Raw genomic sequence first — 22,596 nt, 5'->3', positions numbered from 1 at the left:
TGTCAATTTTTCAACACCTCCGTTTTCTCCCATGTTTTTTGATAAATTTGTTATCCGCTCACGATATTAGTGCAACAGATTTACTATGCCAGATTTCTCTCATTTACACGTACATACTCAGTTTTCCCTGCTTGACGGGGCCGCAGATATAGGTAAACTATACAAAAAAGCCGCCGCCGATGGCATGAAGGCCCTTGCTATTACCGACCATGGGAACATGTTCGGCGTGTTCAAGTTTGTGGCCGAAGCCGGCAAGCATAATGTAAAGCCCATTGTTGGCTGCGAGTTTTATGTGGTGGAAGATCGCCATAAAAAACAATTCACCAAAGAGAATAAGGATGTACGCCGCCACCAATTATTGCTGGCAAAGAACGCGCAGGGTTATAAAAACCTGGTGAAGCTTTGCTCGCTGGGTTATATGGAAGGCCTGTACAGCAAATGGCCGCGTATTGATAAGGAACTGATCCTGAAATATCACGAGGGGTTAATTGCTACTACGTGCTGTATCGGCGCATCGGTACCGCAAACTATTTTAAAAGGTACCGAAGAAGAAGCCGAGAACGAGTTTAAATGGTGGTTGGACCTGTTTGGCGAAGATTACTACATTGAGTTACAGCGCCATGATATTAATGAGCAAACCATTATTAATAATACCCTGCTTAAATACGCTAAAAAGCACAATGTAAAGGTGATCTGCTCAAACGATTCGCACTATGTGGATCAGCAGGATAGCAACGCGCACGATATTTTGCTGTGCGTAAACACCGGCGATATGCAAAGCACCCCCATTATGACCGATGAGGATGCCAGCAGCAAGGGCAAGCGCTTTGGTTTCCCTAACGACCAGTTTTATTTTAAAACCCAGGCAGAAATGGGCAAGCTGTTCCACGACCTGCCCGAATCGTTAGATAATACCAACGAGATTGTAGACAAGGTAGACGTGCTGAAACTGAAGCGCGATATCATGCTTCCTAACTATCCCATCCCGGATGAATTTAAGATCCACAGTGGCCCCGAATCGGACACGCTGAACCAGTGGGAATACCTGAAGCACTTAACCTTTACCGGCGCTAAAGAACGTTATATCGATATCAGTCCGGAAGCCGAAGAACGGATCAACTTCGAGTTGTTCACTATCCGTACCATGGGTTTTGCGGGATACTTTTTGATTGTTGCCGATTTTATTAAACACGGTCGCGATATCGGCGTGTTTATTGGTCCGGGCCGTGGTTCGGCGGCGGGATCGGTAGTGGCTTACTGTACCGGGATCACCAATATCGATCCACTGAAATACAACCTCCTGTTCGAGAGATTCCTGAATCCCGATCGTAAGTCGATGCCTGATATTGATACGGACTTTGATGATGAGGGCCGCCAAAAGGTAATTGATTATGTAGTTGACAAATACGGCAAGAACCAGGTAGCGCAGATCATCACCTATGGTAGCATGGCTGCCCGTACCAGTATACAGGATGTGGGCCGCGTGCTGGATATGCCGCTAAGCGAGGTGAACTTGCTGAAAAAACTGGTGCCCGATACCCTGGGTATTACGCTGAAAATGGCGATTGAGCAGGTACCTGAATTGCAGGAGATCTATAAATCGAAAGAGTTAAAGGGGATAGTACTGCGCGAGGCCGAAAAGCTGGAGGGTTCGGTACGAAACACGGGTGTACATGCCGCGGGCATTATCATCGCGCCGGAAGACCTGACCAATATTGTTCCTGTTGCCACGGCGAAGGATTCGGACCTGCTGGTTACGCAGTACGACGGCCGTGTGATTGAGGATGCCGGCGTTATTAAGATGGACTTTTTAGGCCTGAAAACGCTGACCATTATTAAAGGGGCTTTAAGGCTGATCAAACAAAACCATGGCCTGGAATTTGATATAGACCTGCTGCCGTTGGACGATCAGCTAACCTTTGAACTTTACCAACGCGGCGATACCAACGGTACTTTCCAGTTTGAAAGTGACGGTATGCAAATGTACCTGCGCGATTTGAAGCCCGATAAGTTTGAAGACTTAATTGCCATGAACGCCCTTTACCGCCCGGGGCCTATTGAGTATATCCCCAGCTTTATTAATCGTAAGCACGGCCGCGAAGCCGTAAGCTACGATTTACCCGATATGGAAGAGTACCTGGCCGAAACCTACGGTATTACCGTGTACCAGGAACAGGTGATGCTGCTATCGCAAAAAATCGCGGGCTTTAGTAAAGGCGATGCCGATGTTTTGCGTAAGGCTATGGGTAAAAAGCAAATTGAGGTACTGAACAAAATGGAAGCCCAGTTTATGGACGGCGCCATGGCTAAAGGCCATCCCAAAGATAAATTGACCAAAGTATGGAACGACTGGAAGGCCTTTGCTCAATACGCGTTCAATAAATCGCACTCTACCTGCTATGCGCTGGTAGCTTATCAAACCGCCTGGTTAAAAGCTCATTACCCTGCCGAATACATGGCATCGGTATTGAATAACCAGAACAACATGGAAAAGATCTCTTTTTTTATGGAGGAATGCCGCCACATGGGGGTGCCGGTTTTAGGTCCGGATATTAACGAGAGCGAGCAGGCTTTTTCGGTTACCAAAAGCGGCGTTGTCCGTTTTGGTTTGTCGGGGGTAAAAGGGGTAGGCGATAAAGCGGTGGAAAGTATCATTGAAGAGCGCGAAGCCAATGGCCCATACAAATCTGTTTACGATTTTGCCCAGCGCAGCAATGTCCGCGCGGTGAATAAAAAATCGTACGAAAACCTGGTTTACGGCGGCGCTTTTGATGAATATGGTATCAAACGGGCGCAATTCTTCGCTAAAACAGAGAACGGGATCTTAACCGGTATCGAACGGTTGGTTAAGTACGCTAACGATTACCAGAATACACAAAGCACTACACAATCGTCGTTATTTGGCGGCTCGGTAGCTTCTTATATCCCCGAACCGCCTATGCCCGAATGCGAGGAATGGCCGCTGATAGAAAAACTGAAATACGAGAAGGATGTGATCGGCATCTACCTTACCGGGCATCCGCTGGATAATTATAAACTGGAACTGAACAAATATTGCAACGGCAAGGTATCCGACCTGAAACTGATGCAAAAGGCCCGGTCTGCCGAGGGGGGCGAAGAGATCATGAACGCCTTTGCCGAACTGCGCAAAAAAGGCGAGATCTGCATTGGCGGTTTAATGGCCAATGTACAGCATAAAACCACTAAAACCGGTAAGCCCTTCGGTACCTTTGTGTTAGAGGATTATAACGATAGCTACGAGTTTGCCCTGTTTGGCGATGATTATATCAAGTTCCGCAACCTGCTGGGCGAGGGCTTTTTTGTACACATCAGGGGTAATATCGAAGAGAAATTCCGCCAGAAGGATAACTGGGACCTGCGCATTAATACCATCTCCCTGCTATCAGAAATGCGCGACCGGCTGACCAAATCCATCACTGTAGTGCTTGACCTGAACGCGCTGGATAACCAACTGCTGGACAACCTGGAAAACATGGTAAAAACCAATAACGAGAAATATCCAAATAAAAGCTGTACGTTGAAGTTTTTGGTGAAGGACAGGGATGATGCACTGCTGGTAGATATGTCATCAAAAACATTTAAGGTAAGCCCGACGGATGATTTGTTAGAGGATATTCAGGCGTTGACCAATATGGAGGCGGTGCTGGCGTAATGCTCCCCCATTGTCATTGCGAGGTACGAAGCAATCGCGAACTATGCAAGACCACTCTGCTTATGTGCGATTGCTTCGTACCTCGCAATGACAAACTAATTAAAAACTATAGACCTAACCTACACATTCTTCCCCTCAATCATTTTAAAAAACTGATCGCGGTAAGTATCGCCTACGGGGATCACTTTATCGCCGATAAAGATGCGGGAACGCTCGATACTGTCTATTTTATTAAGGGCTACGATGTATGATTTATGCACCCGCACAAAGTGGCGTTCGGGCAGGGCATCCTCCATCTTTTTCATGTTTTGCAGGGTAATAATACGCTCGTTACCTACAAAAATGGAGATATAATCTTTCAGTCCTTCTATATAAAGGATATCGTGCAGGTAAACTTTCTGGATTTTATGCTCGGTTTTTACAAAGATAAAATCGTGAGAGAAATCATCCTGGGGTTGTTGCGGTGCTGCAACTGCAAGGGGCTGTTCTGCTGCCGGCGCTTTTGTGGCCGGCTGGATAATGCCCTGCGCCTTTTGCGCCGATTTAAAAAACCGGTCGAAAGCGATAGGTTTCAGCAGGTAGTCTATCACATCCAGTTCGTATCCCTCCAATGCGTATTGCGGGTAGGCAGTGGTTAAAATTACCTTGGCGCGCCCGTTAGATATACGCAGGAATTGGATGCCGGTCAGTTCGGGCATTTGCACATCCAGGTAAACCAGGTCCACGCCGCCCTCCTGCACTATGGTGAGCGCCTCAATGGGGTTAGTGGTAGCTTTTACCAGCGTTAAAAAAGGTATTTTTAATATATAATCTTCTATGATGTGTAAGGCCAAAGGCTCATCATCAACTACCAGGCATCTGATCATGCTATAAAATTAATGATAATTCGCAAGTATAGGTATCGGCATCGTCATGAATTTCTAAATTATAGCTGCCGGGATACAGCAGATCTAGCCGCCGCCTCACATTATTTAAACCTATGCCGCCTGACGAATCGCGGTTATGTACGTGTTTTTTATTCTCCATGTAAAAGGACAGGTGACCATCAGACAGGTTAATGATCATTTTAATAGGATTTTCCGGGTCGTTGGCTACGCCATGCTTAAAGGCGTTCTCAATAAAGGCGATGAGTAATAAGGGCGCTATCCGCTGGTTGGTTACCGCGCCGTTCACTTCAAAATCTACATAAGCTTTTTTACCAAAACGGATCTTTTGCAGGTCGATATAATTTTGCAGGTAGGTTAATTCTTTAGCCAGGTCAACCTTATTATCATTACACTCATACAGCATATAACGCATAATTTCCGATAGCTTCAGGATAGCCTCGGGCGTAGTATCCGATTTTTGATAGGCCAGCGAGTAAATGCTATTGAGCGAGTTAAACAAAAAATGCGGGTTGATCTGCGATTTCAGGAAAGCCAGCTCGGCGGTCAGTCGCTGGTTCTCCAGGTCGCGCTGTACGCGTTCGTTGGTAAACCAATCTACCGTAAACTGCAATACAATGCTTAAAAATATAAACATGCAGCTGGTAATGGTGGTGCTTAGGGCATACTGGTCAAACTGCAGGTGTTCCCGCATTTTAACATGCATAATATTCCATGTTTCATAAGCCACCCCATATTTTATCAATCCAAAAACAATAATGCTAAGCAGTAATACGCCTGCGTATACACGGTATTTCTTTTTATCGAGATAACGGGGAATAAGGACAAGATAATTTAAGTAGAACAGGGCCACATTAATTATTCCATAAACGCCGAATATGATCAGCAATGCCGTCATGGATATTTTACCGCTATTGTGCGCAATAAACACAAAGAAGGCAGTAATACTTACCCAAAAAAGCGAGTGCCAAAATATTTTCAAAGCTTTTTTCATTACTTAAAAGTAGATATAAAGCCGATGAACTGCCCCGGAATTTATATGTACCCCCGCTTTTTTTCGATGAACTGGCAATTATGATCGATGAACAGCCCGACCGCCTTATTTAACCGTTCATCTATAAACACGGGCAGTTGGTCTAAATGATTTTAGCCGGTTAAACCTTTGCAGTTTATTTGTATCATCAAACAATCACAAAACACCATGAAAAAGTTAATTTCAAACTCAAACCCCTTTATCCTGATACTAATACCAGTATTATTTGCATTGGTAATGGGAGTAAGCTACCAGTTTGAACAAAAAGCCAGCGCCGAAGTTAAACAAGTAGGTCAGTTTAGCGTTAAGCAATCTACCTCGTTATTTTATAAAGGAGTAGGCCTGGTAAAAACAGTTTGCAGCGTAGCACAAAATATATGGTAATAGAAACCACAGGACTAACCTTTAACTTTGGCAGCCAAACGGTTGTTAAATCGCTATCACTACAAGTTCCGGAAGGAAGTATATATGGTTTTCTTGGCCCAAATGGCGCCGGGAAAACCACTACTATTAAATTACTGCTCAACCTGCTGCAAACGCAGGAGGGCGATATCAAGATCTTCGGGCTTGATTTTAATAAGCACCGTACCGAAATTTTATCGCAGGTAGGCTCGCTGATTGAGCAGCCGGCGATATATGCTCACTTAACCGGTAAAGAGAACCTGATGAACCGGGCCATCCTGCTGCAAATTCCCGAAAGCCGTGTTGATGAAATGCTGGCCCTTGTAAAACTAACCACCGCGGGAAGCAAAAAGGCCGGTAATTATTCCTTAGGGATGAAACAGCGTTTAGGCATAGCCCTGGCCATGTTATCAGATCCTAAACTGCTGATGCTGGATGAGCCAACCAATGGCCTTGATCCTAACGGCATTATCGAGATCCGCGAATTGTTGATCAGGCTGGTTACCCAGCATAAAAAAACCGTATTTATATCCAGCCACCTGCTGGGCGAAATTGAACGTATGGCTACCCATGTAGGCATTATCAATTTTGGCGAATTACTTTTCCAGGGCGAGATCAAAGACCTGCAATCCATCAGCCAGCCAATGGTGCATATCCAAACTGATAACACTGTTGATGCCGCCAACCTGTTAACCAAAAATGGTTATGCGGTTATTGATGTAAAGGATGATCATTTAACGGTGACCTACCAATCAAAGGAAAACACAGCGCAGATCAATGCCTTGCTTATCCAAAACAGCTACCCGGTTTACAGCATCCATAAAGTGCAAAAGGACCTGGAGAAATTATTTTTAGACATTACCAAATCGCCCGCCAAATGAAAGGTTTTATATTATCAATCCAATCTGAATTTTATAAAAGCCGCAAAACATTAGGTTTTTGGGCCGCCATACTATTACCTGTATTGATTTGTTCGCTTGTATTTATTGGCTTTTATGCGCAAAGCGCAAAAATGGCCCACGATCCGGGTATTATACTGTGGACGAAGTTTTCGTTCTCGATAATAGGGATAATGGGTTCATTGATATTGCCTATGTTTATCATATTTGTAGCCTATTCGGTAAACAGTGTTGAGCATAAAGCCGATACCTGGAAAACATTATTCAGCTTACCGATAGCTAAATGGTCGGTTTATACGGCTAAGTATTTATATGCTTTTCTGCTGGTATTTATGAGCCTGCTGCTGTTTGTATTGTTCACTATTGGCCTGGGTAATTTACTGGGCATGCTGAAGCCCGAATTGAAATTCGCCGATTACCACATGGAACTGATGCTGTTCCAAATCTATTTTAAACTATTTCTTTCGGCATTGGGCATTTTATCCATCCAGTTTTTACTGAGCCTGCTTTGGGCCGATTTTTTAAAGCCGATGGGCATTGGGTTTGTATTAACCATTGGGGGTGTAATTAGCGCAGGCCCGGCAAACTGGGATTATGCCTATCTTTTTCCATATGCGCACCCCATGATGGCCCTAAGAACCATGATGCCGCACAGTAAAAGCAAGGGCAGTACCCAAATGGTTATCAATATTTTTACCAGCGATGTTTATGTAAGCCTTGCCGTATCGGTAGTGGTATTTATAGCGGGATATTATATTGTGCAGCGGAAGAGTGTAAAGTAATTTGCACAGGCTTCGCTCATTCCATTCATAAATATGCCGCCATTTTCCCGCATGAGCAGGCGCAATTAGCATCGCTTACACCCAGTTTGGTTAAAAAGTGCTGATAGTAACCAATGCGGTCGGTCATGCTGGGCATGGCATCGCCCTGGTTACACTCTATGCCGCCGTTAATAATATTAATGGTCATGCCGAAGCCTGGGGCGCGTCCTTTGGCTTTATCAGCTGCGGTAGGCTGCCATTTCCCAATCATTACATCATGTGCCGATGGCTTATAGGTTTGCGGGGTCATCCAAAAAAACAAGGCGGCCTTAAAAGCGGCAACGGGATCATTCTGCAGCAGGTCGGGGTTATTGAGCAGTATTTTTGAATTGCCAAAAATACAGTCAGATGCGTAACCATAATTGCCATTATAACTCAATTGCAGCGGGCCGCGGCCATAATATTTTTTGCCGGGCACGGGCGGGTATTCGTCGCTTTCTCCAAAATAGGGCAGGCTGGTGTTTACCTCGTGGGTATACATCAGGCCGTCGTTGTATTTGCCGTTCTCGCCGTGGCGGGTTTCGTGCGCTACGTTAGCGAAGAAAGCCGCCAATTCTTTTTTATTGGTAGCCGCGTCTTTTTCGGCACAGAAGGCGCCGTAGTCAATTGTATAAGTGCTGTCGGGTTTTTGTTTGGCCCAGGGTTCGTTCCAATCCGGGTCTTGTCTTATCGTTGTGGCTTTGCCGGTAGTTTTATCGGTACGGATAAGCTGGTAAACCGATAGAGACCGCCGGGTTACTTTCACTTTAATATTCCCCAACTCATCTACCGCTTTAATAAAGGCGGCGTAAGTATAAAATTTATCCCGTAAGGGAAAAAGGTCATTAAACTGCTTTTCGCTGATAAACTTGCTGAAACTTGCTTTTGCATAAGCCTTAGTTTTAACCTGCGCAGTGCTGCCGCCAGTATTGCCACAGCTTATACTGGCCATTGATAAAGCGCCTGTTAGTAACATGACCGGGGTTATTAATAACTTAATTTTCATGACAGATAAATTTAAGGGGGGCATTTGTATTGCTTAGCAAGTTTAACAGATATATTTGAAATAAATTATATAAGTCCAAAAACCGTACTACAATTTTAATTGCATACGTTATGAAGATATATACCAAAACGGGCGATAAGGGATTAACATCGCTGATAGGTGGTACGCGTGTGCCCAAGCACCATATCCGTATTGAAAGCTACGGGACGGTAGATGAGCTAAACTCGTGGGTGGGCCTCATCCGCGACCAGGATCTTGCCGGGCATGATCAGGAGGTATTGAAACAGATCCAGGACCGCCTGTTCACCATCGGCTCATCGCTGGCGGCCGATCCTGAGCGATCTAAAATGGTGATACCCGACCTGCACACCAAAGATATTGAACTGCTGGAGAAGGAGATGGACAGCATGAACGAAGAACTGCCCGAACTGCGGCATTTTATTTTGCCGGGCGGCAACAATACCATTTCTTATTGCCATATTGCCCGCTGCGTTTGCCGTCGGGCCGAGCGCATTACCGTGCATTTAGCCGAAGAGAGCCCGGTTGATGAAAAAGTTAATATTTACTTAAACAGGTTGAGCGATTATCTGTTTACCCTGGGCCGAAGGGTGGCGCACCAGCAACAAGTGCCTGAAAACAAGTGGATACCACGACTTTAAATTTTATTAAAAAAATAATTTGATAATCAGATAAAAAATATTATACTTTTGCAAAAAAGTTAAAATCAGTAAATAAACATATGTATTGGACACTCGAACTGGCTTCGCATCTTGAAGATGCCCCATGGCCCGCAACAAAAGATGAATTAATTGATTATGCCATCCGCTCAGGTGCACCTGTTGAGGTTATTGAGAACTTGCAAGCGCTGGAGGATGATGGTGAGCCATATGAAAATATTGAAGAGATATGGCCTGATTACCCTACAAAGGATGATTTCTTTTTTAACGAAGACGAATACTAAATAGGGCATCAAAAGCTGATAAAAAATCCCGCTTTGTGCTTACAGGGCGGGATTTTTGCTTTTTAATGCTTTTGGAATGGTTTTAGTGTAATTACTTGTAAATATTATCAAACTAAAACTTTACAAAAATGAGAGGTTTACTTTACATTATTGCCGTTATCCTGATTATAGGCTGGGCATTAGGCGTGTTCTTTTATTCGGCAGGCAGCTTGATCCACGTATTACTGGTGATCGCTATTATTGCCTTATTGTTAGGCATCATCCGCCGCGCCTGATCTGATATTTATCTTAAAAATTTAAAGCCACTTTCTGAGTGGCTTTTTTTTGCAGGATGGAATTGATGCTTATTTCCAATGGCCGCGGCGCCAGTAATAACCATTTGGCGCGCTTTCCCACGATCCGGATATCCATACCCTGTTATTTCTGGGGCGGGCCCAGTAACCATTAGTATAAACATAGCGTCCGTTGCGCCACTGCCACTCGCCCGATACCCATACCGCATTGCCATAAGGTGCAACAGGCCGGGTATAAACCGGTTCAACTGGCCGTTCGGCTACGTAATAGCTGCTTCCGCAGGATGTTAACAAACCACCCGCCAATGCTATTCCCACTAATATTCTGCTTGTTGTTTTCATAACTAAATGTTTTATAAATATGACAAACCGCCTTAAAAATGGTTTAAAATTTGCCTTATTTTGCCGCCTATGGCATTAACCCCAAACTTTGATAGCATTATATTTGACCTGGACGGCACCCTGTGGGATTCTACCGCTAATGTGGCGCAGGCCTGGCAGGCAGCCAAACAGCAGGTAAGTTATATCCGCGAGGATATAACCCAACAAACTGTGCGTTCTATTACCGGTATGGCTTATGATGCCATCTTTGATAAACTATACCCTTACCTGGATACGGCCCAACGCGAAGAATTTAAAAGCCTTTGCGCCAAAAATGAGCTGGAGATCCTGCATAAAAAGGGCGGGGACCTTTATCCGGCCTTAGCCGAAACTTTGACTTATCTGAAAAGCAAATACCGCCTGTTTATCGTGAGCAATTGCCAGATGGGGTATATCGACGTGTTTTTGGCGATAGACGATATGGCCGGGTATTTTAAAGGGCATCAGTGCTACGGCACCAAAGGCCAGCCTAAATTTCAGAATATTATTGATGTGGTAAACGATTACCATCTTAAAGCCCCCGTATACATTGGCGATACCACCGGCGACAGGGATTCGGCGCAAAAAGCGGGCGTTCCTTTCGTTTTTGCTACCTATGGTTTTGGTGTGGTTAACGATGGATATATCGCTACGATAGATCAATTTAGCGATTTGCGGGAAATATTATAAAAACGTGTTTTAACAACAATTAACACTTGTTTTTTCCGTTTGTATGAGGAAAAATCGCATCTTTAGCGGTGACCCTTATCCAACACAATGAGAACACTCTTACTATTAGCTGTTGCCTTTATATTTTCAACGCCGCTTTTTGCACAGCAAAGCGGTGTAAGCGGCGTAATTACTGATGAAACCGGCAAAACAGTCCCCTTTGTTAGTGTGCACGTTAAAGGCACAACCCGCGGTACATCCGCCAACAGCGAAGGTAAATACACCCTGCAGCTAAGCCCCGGCCAGTACGAGTTACAGTATAAAGCTATCGGGTTTAAACAGGAGAGCCGTACGGTATCTGTTAAGGGTGCCCTTACAGAGAATGTTCAGCTAAAGACCGAAACTTACGAACTGAAGAGCGTAACCATCCGCGCCGGTGGCGAGGATCCCGCTTATGCCATTATCCGTAAGGCCATTAAAAAACGTAAAACCTATTTAAACGAGGTAAAGGCATTTACCTGCGATGTATATACCAAGGGCCTGCAAAAACTGCTGGAAACACCTAAGCGCTTTTTAGGCCGCAATTTAGATGATGTGGCTAAAGAAAGCGGACTGGACAGTAACCGCCGTGGTATCATTTACCTATCGGAATCCGAATCTAAATACAGCTTTAAACGGCCCAACGAGGAGCACGAAGAAATGGTATCGTCTAAAGTATCGGGCAGTAACCGGGCCTTTAGCTTTAACCGCGCATCAGATTTTAAGGTAAATTTTTACGAAAACCTGCTTAATTGGGACGGCCTTAGTAACCGCCCCTTTATATCGCCTATTGCCGATAACGCCCTGTTTTATTACAATTACCAATACATGGGCTTTACCATAGAGAACGGCGAGACCATTAACAAAATAAAAGTGATTCCCCGCCGCGCGCACGATCCGGTTTTTGATGGCTATATTTATATTATTGAAGATAGCTGGCGTATCCACAGTGTAGACCTGGCCATGTCTAAACGCTCCAATATCTTCCTGCTGGATACTTTAAAAATAAACCAGCAGTTTTTACCGGTTGATAAAAGGGCCTGGATGCCATCGTCGGTTAAGTTTGAGTTTACCGGTGGTTTCCTTGGCTTTAAATTCGGCGGCTACTTTATAGGGATCTTTAAAAACTATGAGTTGGAACCATCCTTCGCAAAAAACTCTTTTAACGAGGTGATGCGCATCACCAAAGGGGTAAACAAAAAGGATTCAACCTATTGGGAAAACTCCAGGCCAATCCCGCTAACCGACGAAGAAATTACCGATTATAAAAAGAAGGAAGTACTGGCTGCCAAGCGCGAATCAAAACCATATCTTGATTCGATAGACCGGAAACGTAATAAATTTACTATCGGTAAACTCCTGGTAGGTTCGGGCTATTACCATAACAACCGCTATACGCGTCAGTATTATCACTTTAATTCACTAAGTCAGTCGCTGTTGTATAACACAGTTGAGGGCTTTGCCTTTGATTATGGCGCTTCTTACACTTTACAGATTGATAGTAACACCAACCGCTACTTAAACCTGGGCGGCAAAATACGTTACGGCTTTGCTAATCAAAAATGGCATGGCAGCATTAGCGGCAGCACCAGCAACCGCGATGGCTCGTTTGGCTGGGCCGTTGGGTCGGATGTGATGGATATGAACAACCGCCAGCCTATATCCACCTGGTGGAATACCACGCACAGCCTATTGTTCCGTCAAAATTTTGAGAAATTGTACGATAAGCAATTTATTGCCCTAAATTATAATACCCGTGTTTCGGGCACCTGGACAGCCGGTATCACCGCCGAATACGCTAATCGCAAATGGCTGCCCAACAGCGCCAGCTACAGCATATTTAAACCCCAGGGGTACGAGTTTACCTCAAATAACCCGTTTGTACCCGGGGCCGATGTGCCGCTGTTTGCCGAAAATCAGTCGTTTAAAATCAACCTGCGCACCAGTTACGATTTTAGCAACAAATACTCTACGTATCCAAACGGCCGCCGTTACGAGCCGTCAAAATACCCGCGTGTGGATCTTACCTTTACCCAGGCGTTCCAAAATGTATTTGGGTCGGATGTGGGTTACAGTCTGATTGCCGCCGATATTAATAAAAGCAACCTGAACATGGGTATTTTTGGTAAAACATCGTTCTACATTGGGGCGGGTAAGTTTTTAAATGCCAAAAACCTCACCTATGTTGATTACCGCCACTTTTCGGGTAACGAGATCCGTTTTTATACCGCCGATATCAACAAGTTTATGCTGCTGGATTATTATACCTACAGCACTCCTGACGAATACCTGGAAGGCCATCTGGAACAAAATTTTTCGGGTTTTTTCCTGAACAAGATCCCGTTGATCCGCAAGCTGAAGCTGCAGGAAATAGTTGACCTGAACTACCTGAGCACCCCCGCCCTGCGCAACTATACCGAGCTGGGCATAGGCGTACAGTACTTTGGTTTCAGGGTGATGTTTGCTAAATCGTTCAACAGCGGCGCTAATTTAACGCAGGCCTTGAGGATAGGAGTGAAGTTGTAAACTTACCCCCCCCCCCTCCAAGTTTAGAATTGTACATGGTGTAGTACTGAATTACGGGGTCATGCTACACTTATCAAGTAATTGTCTCGTGCTGCTTTCGGCATTTTATACCACCCAAAAGTTCCGCTGGAACTTCCTACAGGTGAATAATCCGCTTGCAGCCCATCATTAAATATTTATACATTAGCCATTTAAAACAATTAGGAGTATTTATTGTAATTATTGAATGTCAAAAATCCTCATCCTTTAATCCGGCTTTAATAATATGACAGGGAATACAGGGCAGCTATCGCCTAATCAGTTATCTAATACGCTTATCGACAATTTACCTGTAGCTGTTTATACCTGCGATAGCAAGGGTTATATTACCGCATTTAATAAAGCCGCCGAGGCTTTATGGGGCCGCAGGCCTGAAATAGGAAAAGACCTGTGGAGCGGAGCGTGGAAAACATATTATCTGAATGGCCTGCCGATGGACCTGGACGCCAGCCCAATAGCACGGACGCTTAAAGAACGCAGGCCTGTAGAAGGTGAAGAGATCATTATTGAGCGCCCCGACGGTACAAGGGTGAAAGTTAAACCATTCCCGGTACCAATATTAGATGATAAGGGCGAATTGACCGGCGCTGTTAACACACTGGTTGATGTAGCCAGGTTAACCGAGAGCGAAACACAGCAAGCCACCCTTGCTGCCATTGTTAATACATCCGACGATACCATTATCAGTAAAACGCTGAACGGGATCATTACCAGCTGGAATAAATCGGCCGAAAGGATGTTTGGCTATACCGAACAGGAAGTGTTGGGCCGCCATATCTCTCTTATTATTCCGCCGGCCCGTATTAAGGAAGAAGAACATATCATCAGCGAGATTAGCAAGGGTAATTTGGTTGACCATTTTCATACCATCCGCGTTGCTAAAGATGGCCATGAAGTCCCAATTTCCTTAACCGTATCGCCCATTAAGGATAGCAGCGGAAAAATCATAGGCGCATCAAAAATAGCGCGCGATATCAGTGAACAACAAACCGCCCTGGCAGCGGCAAAACAGTACACCAACCGCCTGGAAATTATTAATATGGCAGTGCAGGCAATATCGGAAGAGCTTGACCTGAATAAGATATTGCAAAAAGTAACTGATGCCACTACGCAGTTGACAGGCGCAAAATTCGGGGCGTTTTTTTATAACCACCTGGATGAAAACGGCGAATCGTTTATGCTTTATACCTTATCGGGCGCACCCAGGGAGGCATTTGAAAAATTTGGAAAGCCGCGCAATACCGCGGTTTTCCATGCCACATTTTCCGGCGAAGGGGTAGTAAGGGTTGATGATATTACTAAAGATGGCCGATACGGTAAAAATCCCCCGTATTTTGGTATGCCTGAAGGTCATTTACCGGTGGTGAGTTACCTGGCTGTTCCGGTTATTTCCCGGTCGGGTACGGTTATAGGCGGCTTGTTTTTTGGGCATCCCGAGCCGGGCAAGTTTACCCCGGAGCATGAAAGCCTTGTTGTATCGATAGCGGCACAGGCAGCAATTGGGATTGATAACGCCATTTTATACGAAGAAGTAAAAACGCTTAACGAAAGAAAGGACGAATTTATCGGTTTGGCCAGCCACGAATTAAAAACGCCGCTAACCAGTATTACCGGCTATCTTCAAATTCTTAGCCGCTTAAAAACAGATGATCAAAGCCAGAAATTTGTTGTCAAAACCCTCCATCAGGTTAAAAAATTAACCTCCCTGGTATCTGATCTGTTGGATGTTTCAAAGATAGAGGCAGGTAAACTGCAGTTGACCATTGAGCCATTTGATATCAGGGCGGTACTGGATGACGCGATAGAACTGATTCAACATACTAATAACAATTACAGGATTTCGCTGGAAACGGATCTTGATAAATTAATCATTAATGGCGACCCTCACCGTATTGAACAGGTGCTGATCAATTTGCTCACCAATGCTATTAAATACTCGCCCGGCACAAATCGGATAGAGCTGTTTTTAAATGCAACCGGAGGCGAAGTAAAAATAGGGGTGAGGGATTATGGCGTAGGCATTGCGGCTAATAAATTGAAACAGATATTTTCCCGGTTTTACCGGATAGAAGGGGCCAATCCAAATATATCCGGACTGGGTATAGGCCTTTACTTGTCGCACGAGATCATTACGCGGCATAAGGGCAGGATATGGGCCGAAAGCGAATTGGGCGTAGGGAGTTCTTTTTGGATTAGCCTGCCGGCCTAATAGACTAACTACGTGCCTTGCTGGCTTTGGGAAACACCAGGGAGGCTACCACGCTTACTACCAGTATAGCCAGGATGATGAGCAACGAGCGCATAGTGGTTAAACCAATCTTCTCGGCGTATTCCCCCGCCAGCATTTTACCCCCGATGAAGGCCAGCAAAATAGCCAGGCCGGTTTTAAGATAATGGAACTTATCGATAATATTTACCAGCAGGAAAAACATGGAACGCAGCCCCAGTATGGCGAAGATATTAGAGAAAAATACAATGTAAGGATCTTTAGTTACCGAAAATATAGCCGGGATAGAATCTACAGCAAAAACAAGGTCGGTCACCTCAATGATCAGCAGCACCAGGAACAGCGGGGTGATGAACTTTTTACCATTTAGTTTAATGAAAAATTTATTCCCCTCAAACTTAGGGTGCACCGCGAAATACCTGGATGCAAATTTAACCACCTTATGGTTTTCGGGGTCGATCTCTTCTTCACTGTTGCGGTTAATAAACATCATTACCCCCGTATAAACCAGAAAGGCCCCGAAAATATACATTACCCAATGGAAATGTGTTATTAATGACGCTCCTATAAATATGAACAGGAAACGCATCACCACCGCGCCAATAATACCCCACAGTAAAACCTTATGGTAGTATTTAGGCTGAACTGAAAAAGCGGTAAAAATCAATACAATAACAAAGATATTATCAACCGAAAGGGCATATTCAATCACATAGCCGGTAATGTATTCCAGCGCCAGGTTTTTGCGGTATAGCTGCAGGCTGCCGGCAAAATCGTCGGGGTTAAATTTAAGGCGGTGCAGGTGGTCTGCATTCACTTTTTGTAAAACAGCAAAGCTATCTACATGGTGCAGCAAATGGCCGTAGTGATATATCAGTACATAAAAGCTAAGCGATAGCAACACCCAAACGCCGCTCATGATGCCGGCCTGTTTAATAGATACCGGTTTATCAGCTTTTCCAAATAAGCCCAGGTCTATAGCCATCATCAAAAAAATGAAGACCACAAAACCTAACAGAAAGATTAGCTCATTCGACATTATTTATTTCTCTCCGTTGTAAAACGGACTAACTGTTCAAGCCCCGTGCGGGCATCGCCCGGTGCAAACGTGTTTAATATTTCAAAGGCCTCGTCCTGGTATTTCTTCATCTGCGTTTCGGCATATGCCAGTCCGCCCGCACTATTTACAAATTTGATGATCTCGGCAATCTTCTTAGGGTCGTCATTATGGTTTTTCACCAGGCTAATCATGCGCTTTTTCTCGGTTGCCGGGCAGTTTTTTAACGCGTAGATGAGTGGGAGCGTAACCTTTTTTTCTTTGATATCTATCCCCAAAGGTTTACCCACATCATCGGTGCCAAAATCAAACATATCATCTTTAATCTGGAACGCAATGCCTATCTTCTCTCCAAATAACCGCATTTTCTCGATAGTGTTTTCATCGGCCCCGGCCGATGCTGCCCCGCAGGCGCAGCAGGAGGCGATCAGCGATGCCGTTTTCTGACGGATAACCTCATAGTACACTGGCTCATCAATATCCATACGGCGTACTTTTTCTACCTGCAGCAATTCGCCTTCGCTCATTTGCTTTACAGCTTCAGATACGATCTTAAGCAGGTTAAAATCGCCGTTATCGATAGAAAGCAGCAGTCCCTTGGAGAGCAGGTAATCGCCTACCAAAACGGCTATCTTGTTTTTCCATAACGCGTTGATAGAGAAAAAACCCCGGCGCTGGTAGGAGTTATCTACCACGTCATCATGCACCAGGGTAGCTGTGTGCAGCAGCTCAACCAAAGCGGCGCCACGGTGGGTAGCCTCGGTAATACCGCCACATAAACTGGCCGAAAAGAAAACGAACATAGGCCTGATCTGCTTGCCTTTGCGCTTAACAATATAGTGGGTAATGCGATCGAGCAGCGGTACCGAGCTTTGCATAGAGGCCTTAAACCTGTCCTCAAAAACATCAATATCGGCGGCTATGGGTTTTTTAATCTCGTTAATGCTCAGCATTGGGCAATGGCAGAATTGTTTTCTGGTGTGTGTGATTGTATTTGCAGCAAACATAAGTTAAAAAAACCGTTCTGCATTTGGGCAATAAATTTTTTTGACGATTAAACCATTACCACATTTTGGTATCTGACCATATATAAGAGACCGGGAAGGCTAATTTTGGTTTTTTGGCCGGCCGGACATTATTTTTGTACGAAAAGTTTTTGGTTGAAGCGTAGCCCAAACAGGCTGCGCTTTTTTATTGGATAAAAGCAGGATTGTGTTACTTTTGCAATCCCAAATACCAGGAGAGGTGTCTGAGTGGTCGAAAGAGCACGCCTGGAAAGTGTGTATACGCCAAAAGTGTATCGAGGGTTCGAATCCCTCCCTCTCCGCAAGACGAGAAAACGTCAGAATTATCAGAGGGCTGCTCGATTTCGAGCAGCCCTAATTCTTTTAATTTCAATAGGTTGTGAGCAAACCTCGGATTGATTGAGGGTGTTCTAAACGTACCCCCAACATAGGTCAGACCCTGTTTGAACACCGCGTTTACAATAGCGTGCTGCTGGTTCAGAGAAGCATCCTTAAAAATAGCCGGGAAATTCATCATATACGGCAATACCAATAGATCCTGCCTGATCTGGTCTTCCATATCTTCTTCAAGGTAGTTGATTTCATCTTCAAGTCTTGCTTTTTCTGCGGAAAGTTTACGCATTAATTTTTTATAAGTCCGGCCATTGATATTCTCCTCAATCAAATTCATCTCTGTATTATCAATCTTCTTTTCGGCAGCAGCCAATTGCGTTTTGATAACCACTAATTGTTTATCACGAATTTTAAGGGTTTTGGTCATGCCCTCCGTAACTTCGACTACGATCTCATTGATAAAGTCCTCGGAAAAACTCAAGTTCCTTAACAACTCATTAAACCGGTCATGCACCTCGTTCCCCGATATGTTTATGTTGCTATGCTTGATACAACGGTAATACAGGTAATATTTCCTTTTACCCTTGCTCCAGCCAGCCGTCATCGTGGTGTTGCAACAAACACTCTTTAAGATGCCTTTCAAAGGATAATCTTCTTTGGGTTTGGTGCGCATTGACCTTTTTGTTTCATCCAAAATTTCCTGTACCCGCCAGTATTGGGACGGCGTTACAATTGGTTCATGAAGCCCTTGTATGATTTTTTCAGGATATTTGCCGGAAGCACAAACCCTAACCAGCCCTGCGTATAAAGGATTAATTAGAATGCGGAATATTGCGCCGTTGCCACTATGCGGAAAACCAAGTTCCCTGATTTCCTTGTGGATTAGAAAACGTGGCACTCCTGCGAGAAAATCCCGGTATATCTTCTGCACAATAAACGCTTTGGTTTCGTCAACATGCAATAGTGGTTTGCCGCCAATATCCTTACCGTTTAAGTAGGCATAAGGTGCCTGGTTAATATACCTCCCTGATTGTTGTGCATGACGCGCACTCATTTTAGCCCTGCGCCTGATGGTTAGTAATTCCTGATTGGCGATCAGGTATTTAAAAGCTCTTAAAAGGAATACTGAAGGGTCAGATGTATCAATATCCAGTGGCTCACTCGTTGCGATTACTTTTAGGTTATGCTTTTTTTCAAGATACTCGATCTTTTGCAAAGCTTCCGGCAGATTTCGGCTGAAACGGTCATGGTCAAACACGATCAGGTATTTTACCCTGCTTTTATGCTCTTTAATAAAGTTTTCAAGCGCTTTATAATCCGGCCTGTCGAAGGTGTAACTGCTTTCGCCGTCATCTATAAATACAGAACCCAAACTGATTTGATTACGGTCGCAATATTCAGTAATACTTTTTTCCTGATATTCCAACGAGTGTACTGACTGATCTTTCTTACTTATCCTGATGTATCCTATTGCGTCCATTTCTATGCTTCTTTACAATAATTTCTATGATAATCTCTGCTATTAATTTAGTTAAATTATCGGTGTTTACCTCATTTTCACTAAGGTTTTTAGCCGTTTCTTCATTCTTTTTTTCTATATTTTCCGGCTGATATATAGTTATTTCCTTACTCATATTGCTAATACTTTTACCCTAAAAATGGAGCAGAACGGGATATGCATTTAACACAAGCGTACCACAGTTTTATTCTTTTATTGGATAATGTGTTAAAATGTTTTTTTAATGGTAACCGACGACCCAGGAAATAAAATCGAACTCAAAATCTTTCGCGACAAAATACAAACCTGGATTTGAATAACCAGATATAACAAAGTCTCTTAAATGACGCTGGTTGTTATTATTAAGTTATTTATCTTATTTTTAGCTTATCTAATATTAAACCTCATCCTCAGAACATAATGCCTGAAACCAACTTAACGCAACAGCAATTATTTGAAAAACTGTATGCGATCCACACCCAGGAAGATATTGATGCTTTTATCAATGATAATCCCAGCATATTTAAGCAATCAAACTGGTATCCTTTAGGTGGAAATGAGAATAATTATGGTGTGATTGAGAATCAACAGGCATCGCCCATAGCTGCATTAATTGAGAAAATCACCAATTCAATTGATGCCACACTCATGAAGAAATGCTATGAAGCAGGTATCGATCCAAAATCTAAGGATGCTCCTAAAACAATGGATGAGGCACGCGAGCGATTTTTTCCAGACTATAAGAACTGGGATCTCTCCGGTCCGCGAAAAAAGCAGGCACAAAATCTGCAAATATTAGCGGACGGGCCTAAATTGACACCATCGCTGACAATTTATGATAATGGCGAAGGTCAACATCCGGAGGCTTTTGAAAAGTCGTTCTTGTCTTTGCTAAGCGGCAACAAGAACGAAATACATTTTGTACAAGGAAAATACAATATGGGTGGTAGTGGTGCCATCATATTTTGTGGTAAGAAGGGATATCAATTGATCGCGTCCAGGAAATATGATAAGACGGGCGACTTCGGCTTCACCTTTATACGCGAACATCCACTGAGCGATGAGGAAGAAGGACGCAAAAAGAATACTTGGTATGAGTTTTTAAAAATCGACCAAAAGATACCAACGTTCAAGATAACAAAGTTAGACCTGAACCTTCACGAAACACTATTCGAGACCGGAACGATCATCAAATTATATTCCTATGATCTGCCATCAGGTAGCCGCTCTGTAATTTCACGCGATCTCAACCAGAGTATTAACGAGTTTTTGTTTGAACCAGCTTTGCCAATTTTAACTGTAGACCGAAAATACCGTTATCCCGATGACAGGAATCTGGAAAGAGATTTATATGGTCTGAAAAGAAGATTGGAGATCGAGGACAACAAGTATATTGAGGATTATTTTTCGGAGAACTATGCAGAAGAACCGTTTGGTAAGTTCAAGGTAACTTGTTATGTTTTTAAAACTCGGGTTGACGACAAGAATATCAAGGAAACAAAAGAGTCGATACAGCGGGAATTCTTTAAAAACAATATGTCGGTAATGTTCTCAATCAATGGACAGGTTCACGGCAACTTTACTTCAGAATTTATAACCCGATCCCTAAAATTCAACCTACTTAAGTACCATTTGTTAATCCATGTTGATTGCACTCACATGAGGTACAATTTCCGGAAGGAACTTTTTATGGCATCGAGAGACCGGTTGAAGGACGGGGAGGAAACAGCTCAATTACGGAAATTTATCGCCAGCAAACTCGGTAGTAGTAAAGGGCGGTTAGCAGAAATTGAGAAAAAAAGAAAAGATTCTATATCTGTTGATTCGAAGGACACAACGGAAATGCTCAAATCCTTTTCTAAAAACCTGCCGATGGATAGCGCTTTGATGCGTTTATTGAACCAGACCTTTAAGCTGGAACAAAAAGACGATAAACCAAAACCAAAGGAACCGGAAAAGAAACATCATCATAAGCAAGAAAAAGAACCATTCAAACCGCAAAGGTTTCCGTCATTCCTAAAGATCAAATCTTCTACAGATAAGGGCATTTCAGCTGTTAATCTACCGAGAGGACAGGAAAAAACGATCCATTTCAAAACCGATGTTGAAAATCATTATTTTGACCGGATTGAAGAGCCGGGCGAGTTTAAGATAGGAATAGTAGACTACAAATCTCAAAATGAATCAGATGGCGGCACGGCTCCTGGTAAAAAGGACAATATTGAACAGGTGTTTAATGTTACTACATCGAGTCCACATGAAGGCACCATCCGACTGAATTTGTCCACCAAAAATGAAGTCCGAGTAGGCGACGAAATTGAAATGAAAGTTACCCTGACAGGGGCCGGAGAAGATTTTGAAGAGTTATTTTGGATCAAAATCGGAGATCCTGAACAGAAAAAAGAAGAAGTAAAAAAAGAAGAGAAAGAGGAAGATCAAAATATTGGCCTGCCGCCTTTTGTGTTGGTTTATAAAGAATCTAAAGAAGGATTTCAAACCTGGGATGAGGTGTCTGAAGGTATAGACTCTGAACTGGATTATGATACGGTAATGGTTCCGCAGGTCAGCGGCGGCAACTTAGATAAAATCATTATTAATATGGATAGCCATGTTCTAAAGAATTTTAAATCCAAGCATAAAGACGCGATAGCTTTAGAAATAGCCGATAAAAAGTATATTTCCTCCGTGTACTTCCATGCTTTATTTCTTTACACGATCACAAAGAACCGGAAATATGCGATTATAAAAGAGGGTGAGGAAAACAAGGAGATTGATCTGGAAACCTATTTACGGGATCTGTTTTCCAGCTTCTACTCTGAATTTATTCTGAACTTTGGAACCAATGATTTATTGCAAATGATCAGCGAATAAG

Annotated in this window: 18 protein-coding genes, 1 tRNA gene and 1 pseudogene; 12 read left to right on the top strand and 8 right to left on the bottom strand. The window is 43.6% G+C overall.

The window, feature by feature from the left end; genetic code table 11:
* The first annotated feature begins 85 nt into the window (after nucleotides 1-85).
* Nucleotides 86-3,673 carry a DNA polymerase III subunit alpha gene (gene dnaE / locus AC07M6_RS13655; RefSeq protein ID WP_494890241.1) on the top strand — a complete coding sequence of 1,196 codons (3,588 nt, stop codon included), beginning with the start codon at nucleotides 86-88 and terminating at the stop codon, nucleotides 3,671-3,673.
* Between the two features lie 119 nt (nucleotides 3,674-3,792).
* On the opposite strand, the gene AC07M6_RS13650 is transcribed toward dnaE, so the two are convergent.
* The gene (locus AC07M6_RS13650) at nucleotides 3,793-4,539 is read right to left on the bottom strand and encodes a LytR/AlgR family response regulator transcription factor (RefSeq protein ID WP_494890239.1); all 747 of its coding nucleotides are present in this window, start codon (nucleotides 4,537-4,539) and stop codon (nucleotides 3,793-3,795) included.
* A 1-nt stretch (nucleotide 4,540) separates the two neighbouring features.
* Nucleotides 4,541-5,551: a sensor histidine kinase gene (locus tag AC07M6_RS13645; RefSeq protein ID WP_494890237.1), complete on the bottom strand. Its 1,011-nt coding sequence runs from the start codon at nucleotides 5,549-5,551 to the stop codon at nucleotides 4,541-4,543.
* A gap of 207 nt (nucleotides 5,552-5,758) precedes the next feature.
* Between AC07M6_RS13645 and AC07M6_RS13640 the strand changes: the two genes are divergently transcribed.
* The 3 genes from AC07M6_RS13640 to AC07M6_RS13630 are packed head-to-tail and all read left to right on the top strand — an operon-like array spanning nucleotide 5,759 to nucleotide 7,673.
* A complete protein-coding gene (locus AC07M6_RS13640) occupies nucleotides 5,759-5,974 on the top strand; it encodes a hypothetical protein (RefSeq protein ID WP_494890235.1) in 216 nt (71 codons plus the stop codon).
* The gene (locus tag AC07M6_RS13635) at nucleotides 5,968-6,873 is read left to right on the top strand and encodes an ABC transporter ATP-binding protein (protein ID WP_494890234.1); all 906 of its coding nucleotides are present in this window, start codon (nucleotides 5,968-5,970) and stop codon (nucleotides 6,871-6,873) included. Before AC07M6_RS13640 ends, AC07M6_RS13635 begins: the two co-directional genes overlap by 7 nt.
* Complete coding sequence (locus AC07M6_RS13630; RefSeq protein WP_494890232.1) at nucleotides 6,870-7,673, top strand: ABC transporter permease; 804 nt, start codon at nucleotides 6,870-6,872, stop codon at nucleotides 7,671-7,673. The genes AC07M6_RS13635 and AC07M6_RS13630 overlap by 4 nt, the downstream gene beginning before the upstream one ends.
* A gap of 25 nt (nucleotides 7,674-7,698) precedes the next feature.
* On the opposite strand, the gene AC07M6_RS13625 is transcribed toward AC07M6_RS13630, so the two are convergent.
* On the bottom strand, nucleotides 7,699-8,667 hold the full coding sequence (locus AC07M6_RS13625; RefSeq protein WP_494890231.1) for a chitinase: 969 nt from the start codon (nucleotides 8,665-8,667) through the stop codon (nucleotides 7,699-7,701).
* Nucleotides 8,668-8,807: 140 nt separating this feature from the next.
* Between AC07M6_RS13625 and AC07M6_RS13620 the strand changes: the two genes are divergently transcribed.
* From AC07M6_RS13620 to AC07M6_RS13610, 3 genes are all read left to right on the top strand, one after another.
* The gene (locus AC07M6_RS13620; RefSeq protein ID WP_494890229.1) at nucleotides 8,808-9,356 is read left to right on the top strand and encodes a cob(I)yrinic acid a,c-diamide adenosyltransferase; all 549 of its coding nucleotides are present in this window, start codon (nucleotides 8,808-8,810) and stop codon (nucleotides 9,354-9,356) included.
* A gap of 80 nt (nucleotides 9,357-9,436) precedes the next feature.
* On the top strand, nucleotides 9,437-9,658 hold the full coding sequence (locus tag AC07M6_RS13615; protein ID WP_002996718.1) for a DUF2795 domain-containing protein: 222 nt from the start codon (nucleotides 9,437-9,439) through the stop codon (nucleotides 9,656-9,658).
* 128 nt (nucleotides 9,659-9,786) lie between these two features.
* Nucleotides 9,787-9,933, top strand: a complete 147-nt coding sequence (locus AC07M6_RS13610; RefSeq protein ID WP_494890223.1) for a lmo0937 family membrane protein — start codon at nucleotides 9,787-9,789, stop codon at nucleotides 9,931-9,933.
* 69 nt (nucleotides 9,934-10,002) lie between these two features.
* Here the strand turns inward: AC07M6_RS13610 and AC07M6_RS13605 are convergent, their stop codons facing one another.
* Nucleotides 10,003-10,293 (bottom strand): hypothetical protein, encoded by a 291-nt coding sequence (locus AC07M6_RS13605; protein WP_494890222.1) that lies wholly within the window; start codon nucleotides 10,291-10,293, stop codon nucleotides 10,003-10,005.
* Between the two features lie 69 nt (nucleotides 10,294-10,362).
* Here AC07M6_RS13605 and AC07M6_RS13600 point away from each other — a divergent pair, with 69 nt between their 5' ends.
* From AC07M6_RS13600 to AC07M6_RS13590, 3 genes are all read left to right on the top strand, one after another.
* A complete protein-coding gene (locus AC07M6_RS13600) occupies nucleotides 10,363-11,001 on the top strand; it encodes an HAD family hydrolase (protein WP_494890220.1) in 639 nt (212 codons plus the stop codon).
* 87 nt (nucleotides 11,002-11,088) lie between these two features.
* Nucleotides 11,089-13,545 (top strand): DUF5686 and carboxypeptidase regulatory-like domain-containing protein, encoded by a 2,457-nt coding sequence (locus AC07M6_RS13595; RefSeq protein ID WP_494890219.1) that lies wholly within the window; start codon nucleotides 11,089-11,091, stop codon nucleotides 13,543-13,545.
* 265 nt (nucleotides 13,546-13,810) lie between these two features.
* On the top strand, nucleotides 13,811-15,793 hold the full coding sequence (locus AC07M6_RS13590) for a sensor histidine kinase (RefSeq protein WP_494890217.1): 1,983 nt from the start codon (nucleotides 13,811-13,813) through the stop codon (nucleotides 15,791-15,793).
* 4 nt (nucleotides 15,794-15,797) lie between these two features.
* Here the strand turns inward: AC07M6_RS13590 and AC07M6_RS13585 are convergent, their stop codons facing one another.
* Nucleotides 15,798-16,850 (bottom strand): TerC/Alx family metal homeostasis membrane protein, encoded by a 1,053-nt coding sequence (locus AC07M6_RS13585; RefSeq protein WP_494890216.1) that lies wholly within the window; start codon nucleotides 16,848-16,850, stop codon nucleotides 15,798-15,800.
* Entirely contained in the window at nucleotides 16,850-17,821 is a 972-nt protein-coding gene (locus tag AC07M6_RS13580) for a polyprenyl synthetase family protein (RefSeq protein ID WP_494890215.1), read from the bottom strand. Before AC07M6_RS13580 ends, AC07M6_RS13585 begins: the two co-directional genes overlap by 1 nt.
* Nucleotides 17,822-18,107: 286 nt before the next feature.
* Here AC07M6_RS13580 and AC07M6_RS13575 point away from each other — a divergent pair.
* Nucleotides 18,108-18,195, top strand: a tRNA-Ser gene (locus AC07M6_RS13575).
* A gap of 728 nt (nucleotides 18,196-18,923) precedes the next feature.
* On the opposite strand, the pseudogene AC07M6_RS13570 reads toward AC07M6_RS13575, so the two are convergent.
* Both AC07M6_RS13570 and AC07M6_RS13565 read right to left on the bottom strand, forming a co-directional pair.
* Nucleotides 18,924-19,706: pseudogene (locus AC07M6_RS13570) on the bottom strand (recombinase family protein); the annotation flags it as partial.
* Nucleotides 19,675-19,860 (bottom strand): hypothetical protein, encoded by a 186-nt coding sequence (locus tag AC07M6_RS13565; protein WP_494890213.1) that lies wholly within the window; start codon nucleotides 19,858-19,860, stop codon nucleotides 19,675-19,677. The pseudogene AC07M6_RS13570 and the gene AC07M6_RS13565, both read right to left, overlap by 32 nt.
* 284 nt (nucleotides 19,861-20,144) lie before the next feature.
* Between AC07M6_RS13565 and AC07M6_RS13560 the strand changes: the two genes are divergently transcribed.
* The gene (locus AC07M6_RS13560; protein ID WP_494890211.1) at nucleotides 20,145-22,595 is read left to right on the top strand and encodes a hypothetical protein; all 2,451 of its coding nucleotides are present in this window, start codon (nucleotides 20,145-20,147) and stop codon (nucleotides 22,593-22,595) included.
* Nucleotide 22,596 lies beyond the last annotated feature (1 nt).

Source organism: Mucilaginibacter sp. GW821-FHT07H05, from assembly GCF_059418485.1.
This window is presented reverse-complemented; position numbering and strand designations above follow the sequence as displayed.

Coding starts and splice junctions, on each gene's coding strand:
- dnaE (WP_494890241.1), top strand. CDS start 86: ATGCCAGATTTCTCTCATTTACACGTACATACTCAGTTTTCCCTGCTT.
- AC07M6_RS13650 (WP_494890239.1), bottom strand. CDS start 4,539: ATGATCAGATGCCTGGTAGTTGATGATGAGCCTTTGGCCTTACACATC.
- AC07M6_RS13645 (WP_494890237.1), bottom strand. CDS start 5,551: ATGAAAAAAGCTTTGAAAATATTTTGGCACTCGCTTTTTTGGGTAAGT.
- AC07M6_RS13640 (WP_494890235.1), top strand. CDS start 5,759: ATGAAAAAGTTAATTTCAAACTCAAACCCCTTTATCCTGATACTAATA.
- AC07M6_RS13635 (WP_494890234.1), top strand. CDS start 5,968: ATGGTAATAGAAACCACAGGACTAACCTTTAACTTTGGCAGCCAAACG.
- AC07M6_RS13630 (WP_494890232.1), top strand. CDS start 6,870: ATGAAAGGTTTTATATTATCAATCCAATCTGAATTTTATAAAAGCCGC.
- AC07M6_RS13625 (WP_494890231.1), bottom strand. CDS start 8,667: ATGTTACTAACAGGCGCTTTATCAATGGCCAGTATAAGCTGTGGCAAT.
- AC07M6_RS13620 (WP_494890229.1), top strand. CDS start 8,808: ATGAAGATATATACCAAAACGGGCGATAAGGGATTAACATCGCTGATA.
- AC07M6_RS13615 (WP_002996718.1), top strand. CDS start 9,437: ATGTATTGGACACTCGAACTGGCTTCGCATCTTGAAGATGCCCCATGG.
- AC07M6_RS13610 (WP_494890223.1), top strand. CDS start 9,787: ATGAGAGGTTTACTTTACATTATTGCCGTTATCCTGATTATAGGCTGG.
- AC07M6_RS13605 (WP_494890222.1), bottom strand. CDS start 10,293: ATGAAAACAACAAGCAGAATATTAGTGGGAATAGCATTGGCGGGTGGT.
- AC07M6_RS13600 (WP_494890220.1), top strand. CDS start 10,363: ATGGCATTAACCCCAAACTTTGATAGCATTATATTTGACCTGGACGGC.
- AC07M6_RS13595 (WP_494890219.1), top strand. CDS start 11,089: ATGAGAACACTCTTACTATTAGCTGTTGCCTTTATATTTTCAACGCCG.
- AC07M6_RS13590 (WP_494890217.1), top strand. CDS start 13,811: ATGACAGGGAATACAGGGCAGCTATCGCCTAATCAGTTATCTAATACG.
- AC07M6_RS13585 (WP_494890216.1), bottom strand. CDS start 16,850: ATGTCGAATGAGCTAATCTTTCTGTTAGGTTTTGTGGTCTTCATTTTT.
- AC07M6_RS13580 (WP_494890215.1), bottom strand. CDS start 17,821: ATGCTGAGCATTAACGAGATTAAAAAACCCATAGCCGCCGATATTGAT.
- AC07M6_RS13565 (WP_494890213.1), bottom strand. CDS start 19,860: ATGAGTAAGGAAATAACTATATATCAGCCGGAAAATATAGAAAAAAAG.
- AC07M6_RS13560 (WP_494890211.1), top strand. CDS start 20,145: ATGCCTGAAACCAACTTAACGCAACAGCAATTATTTGAAAAACTGTAT.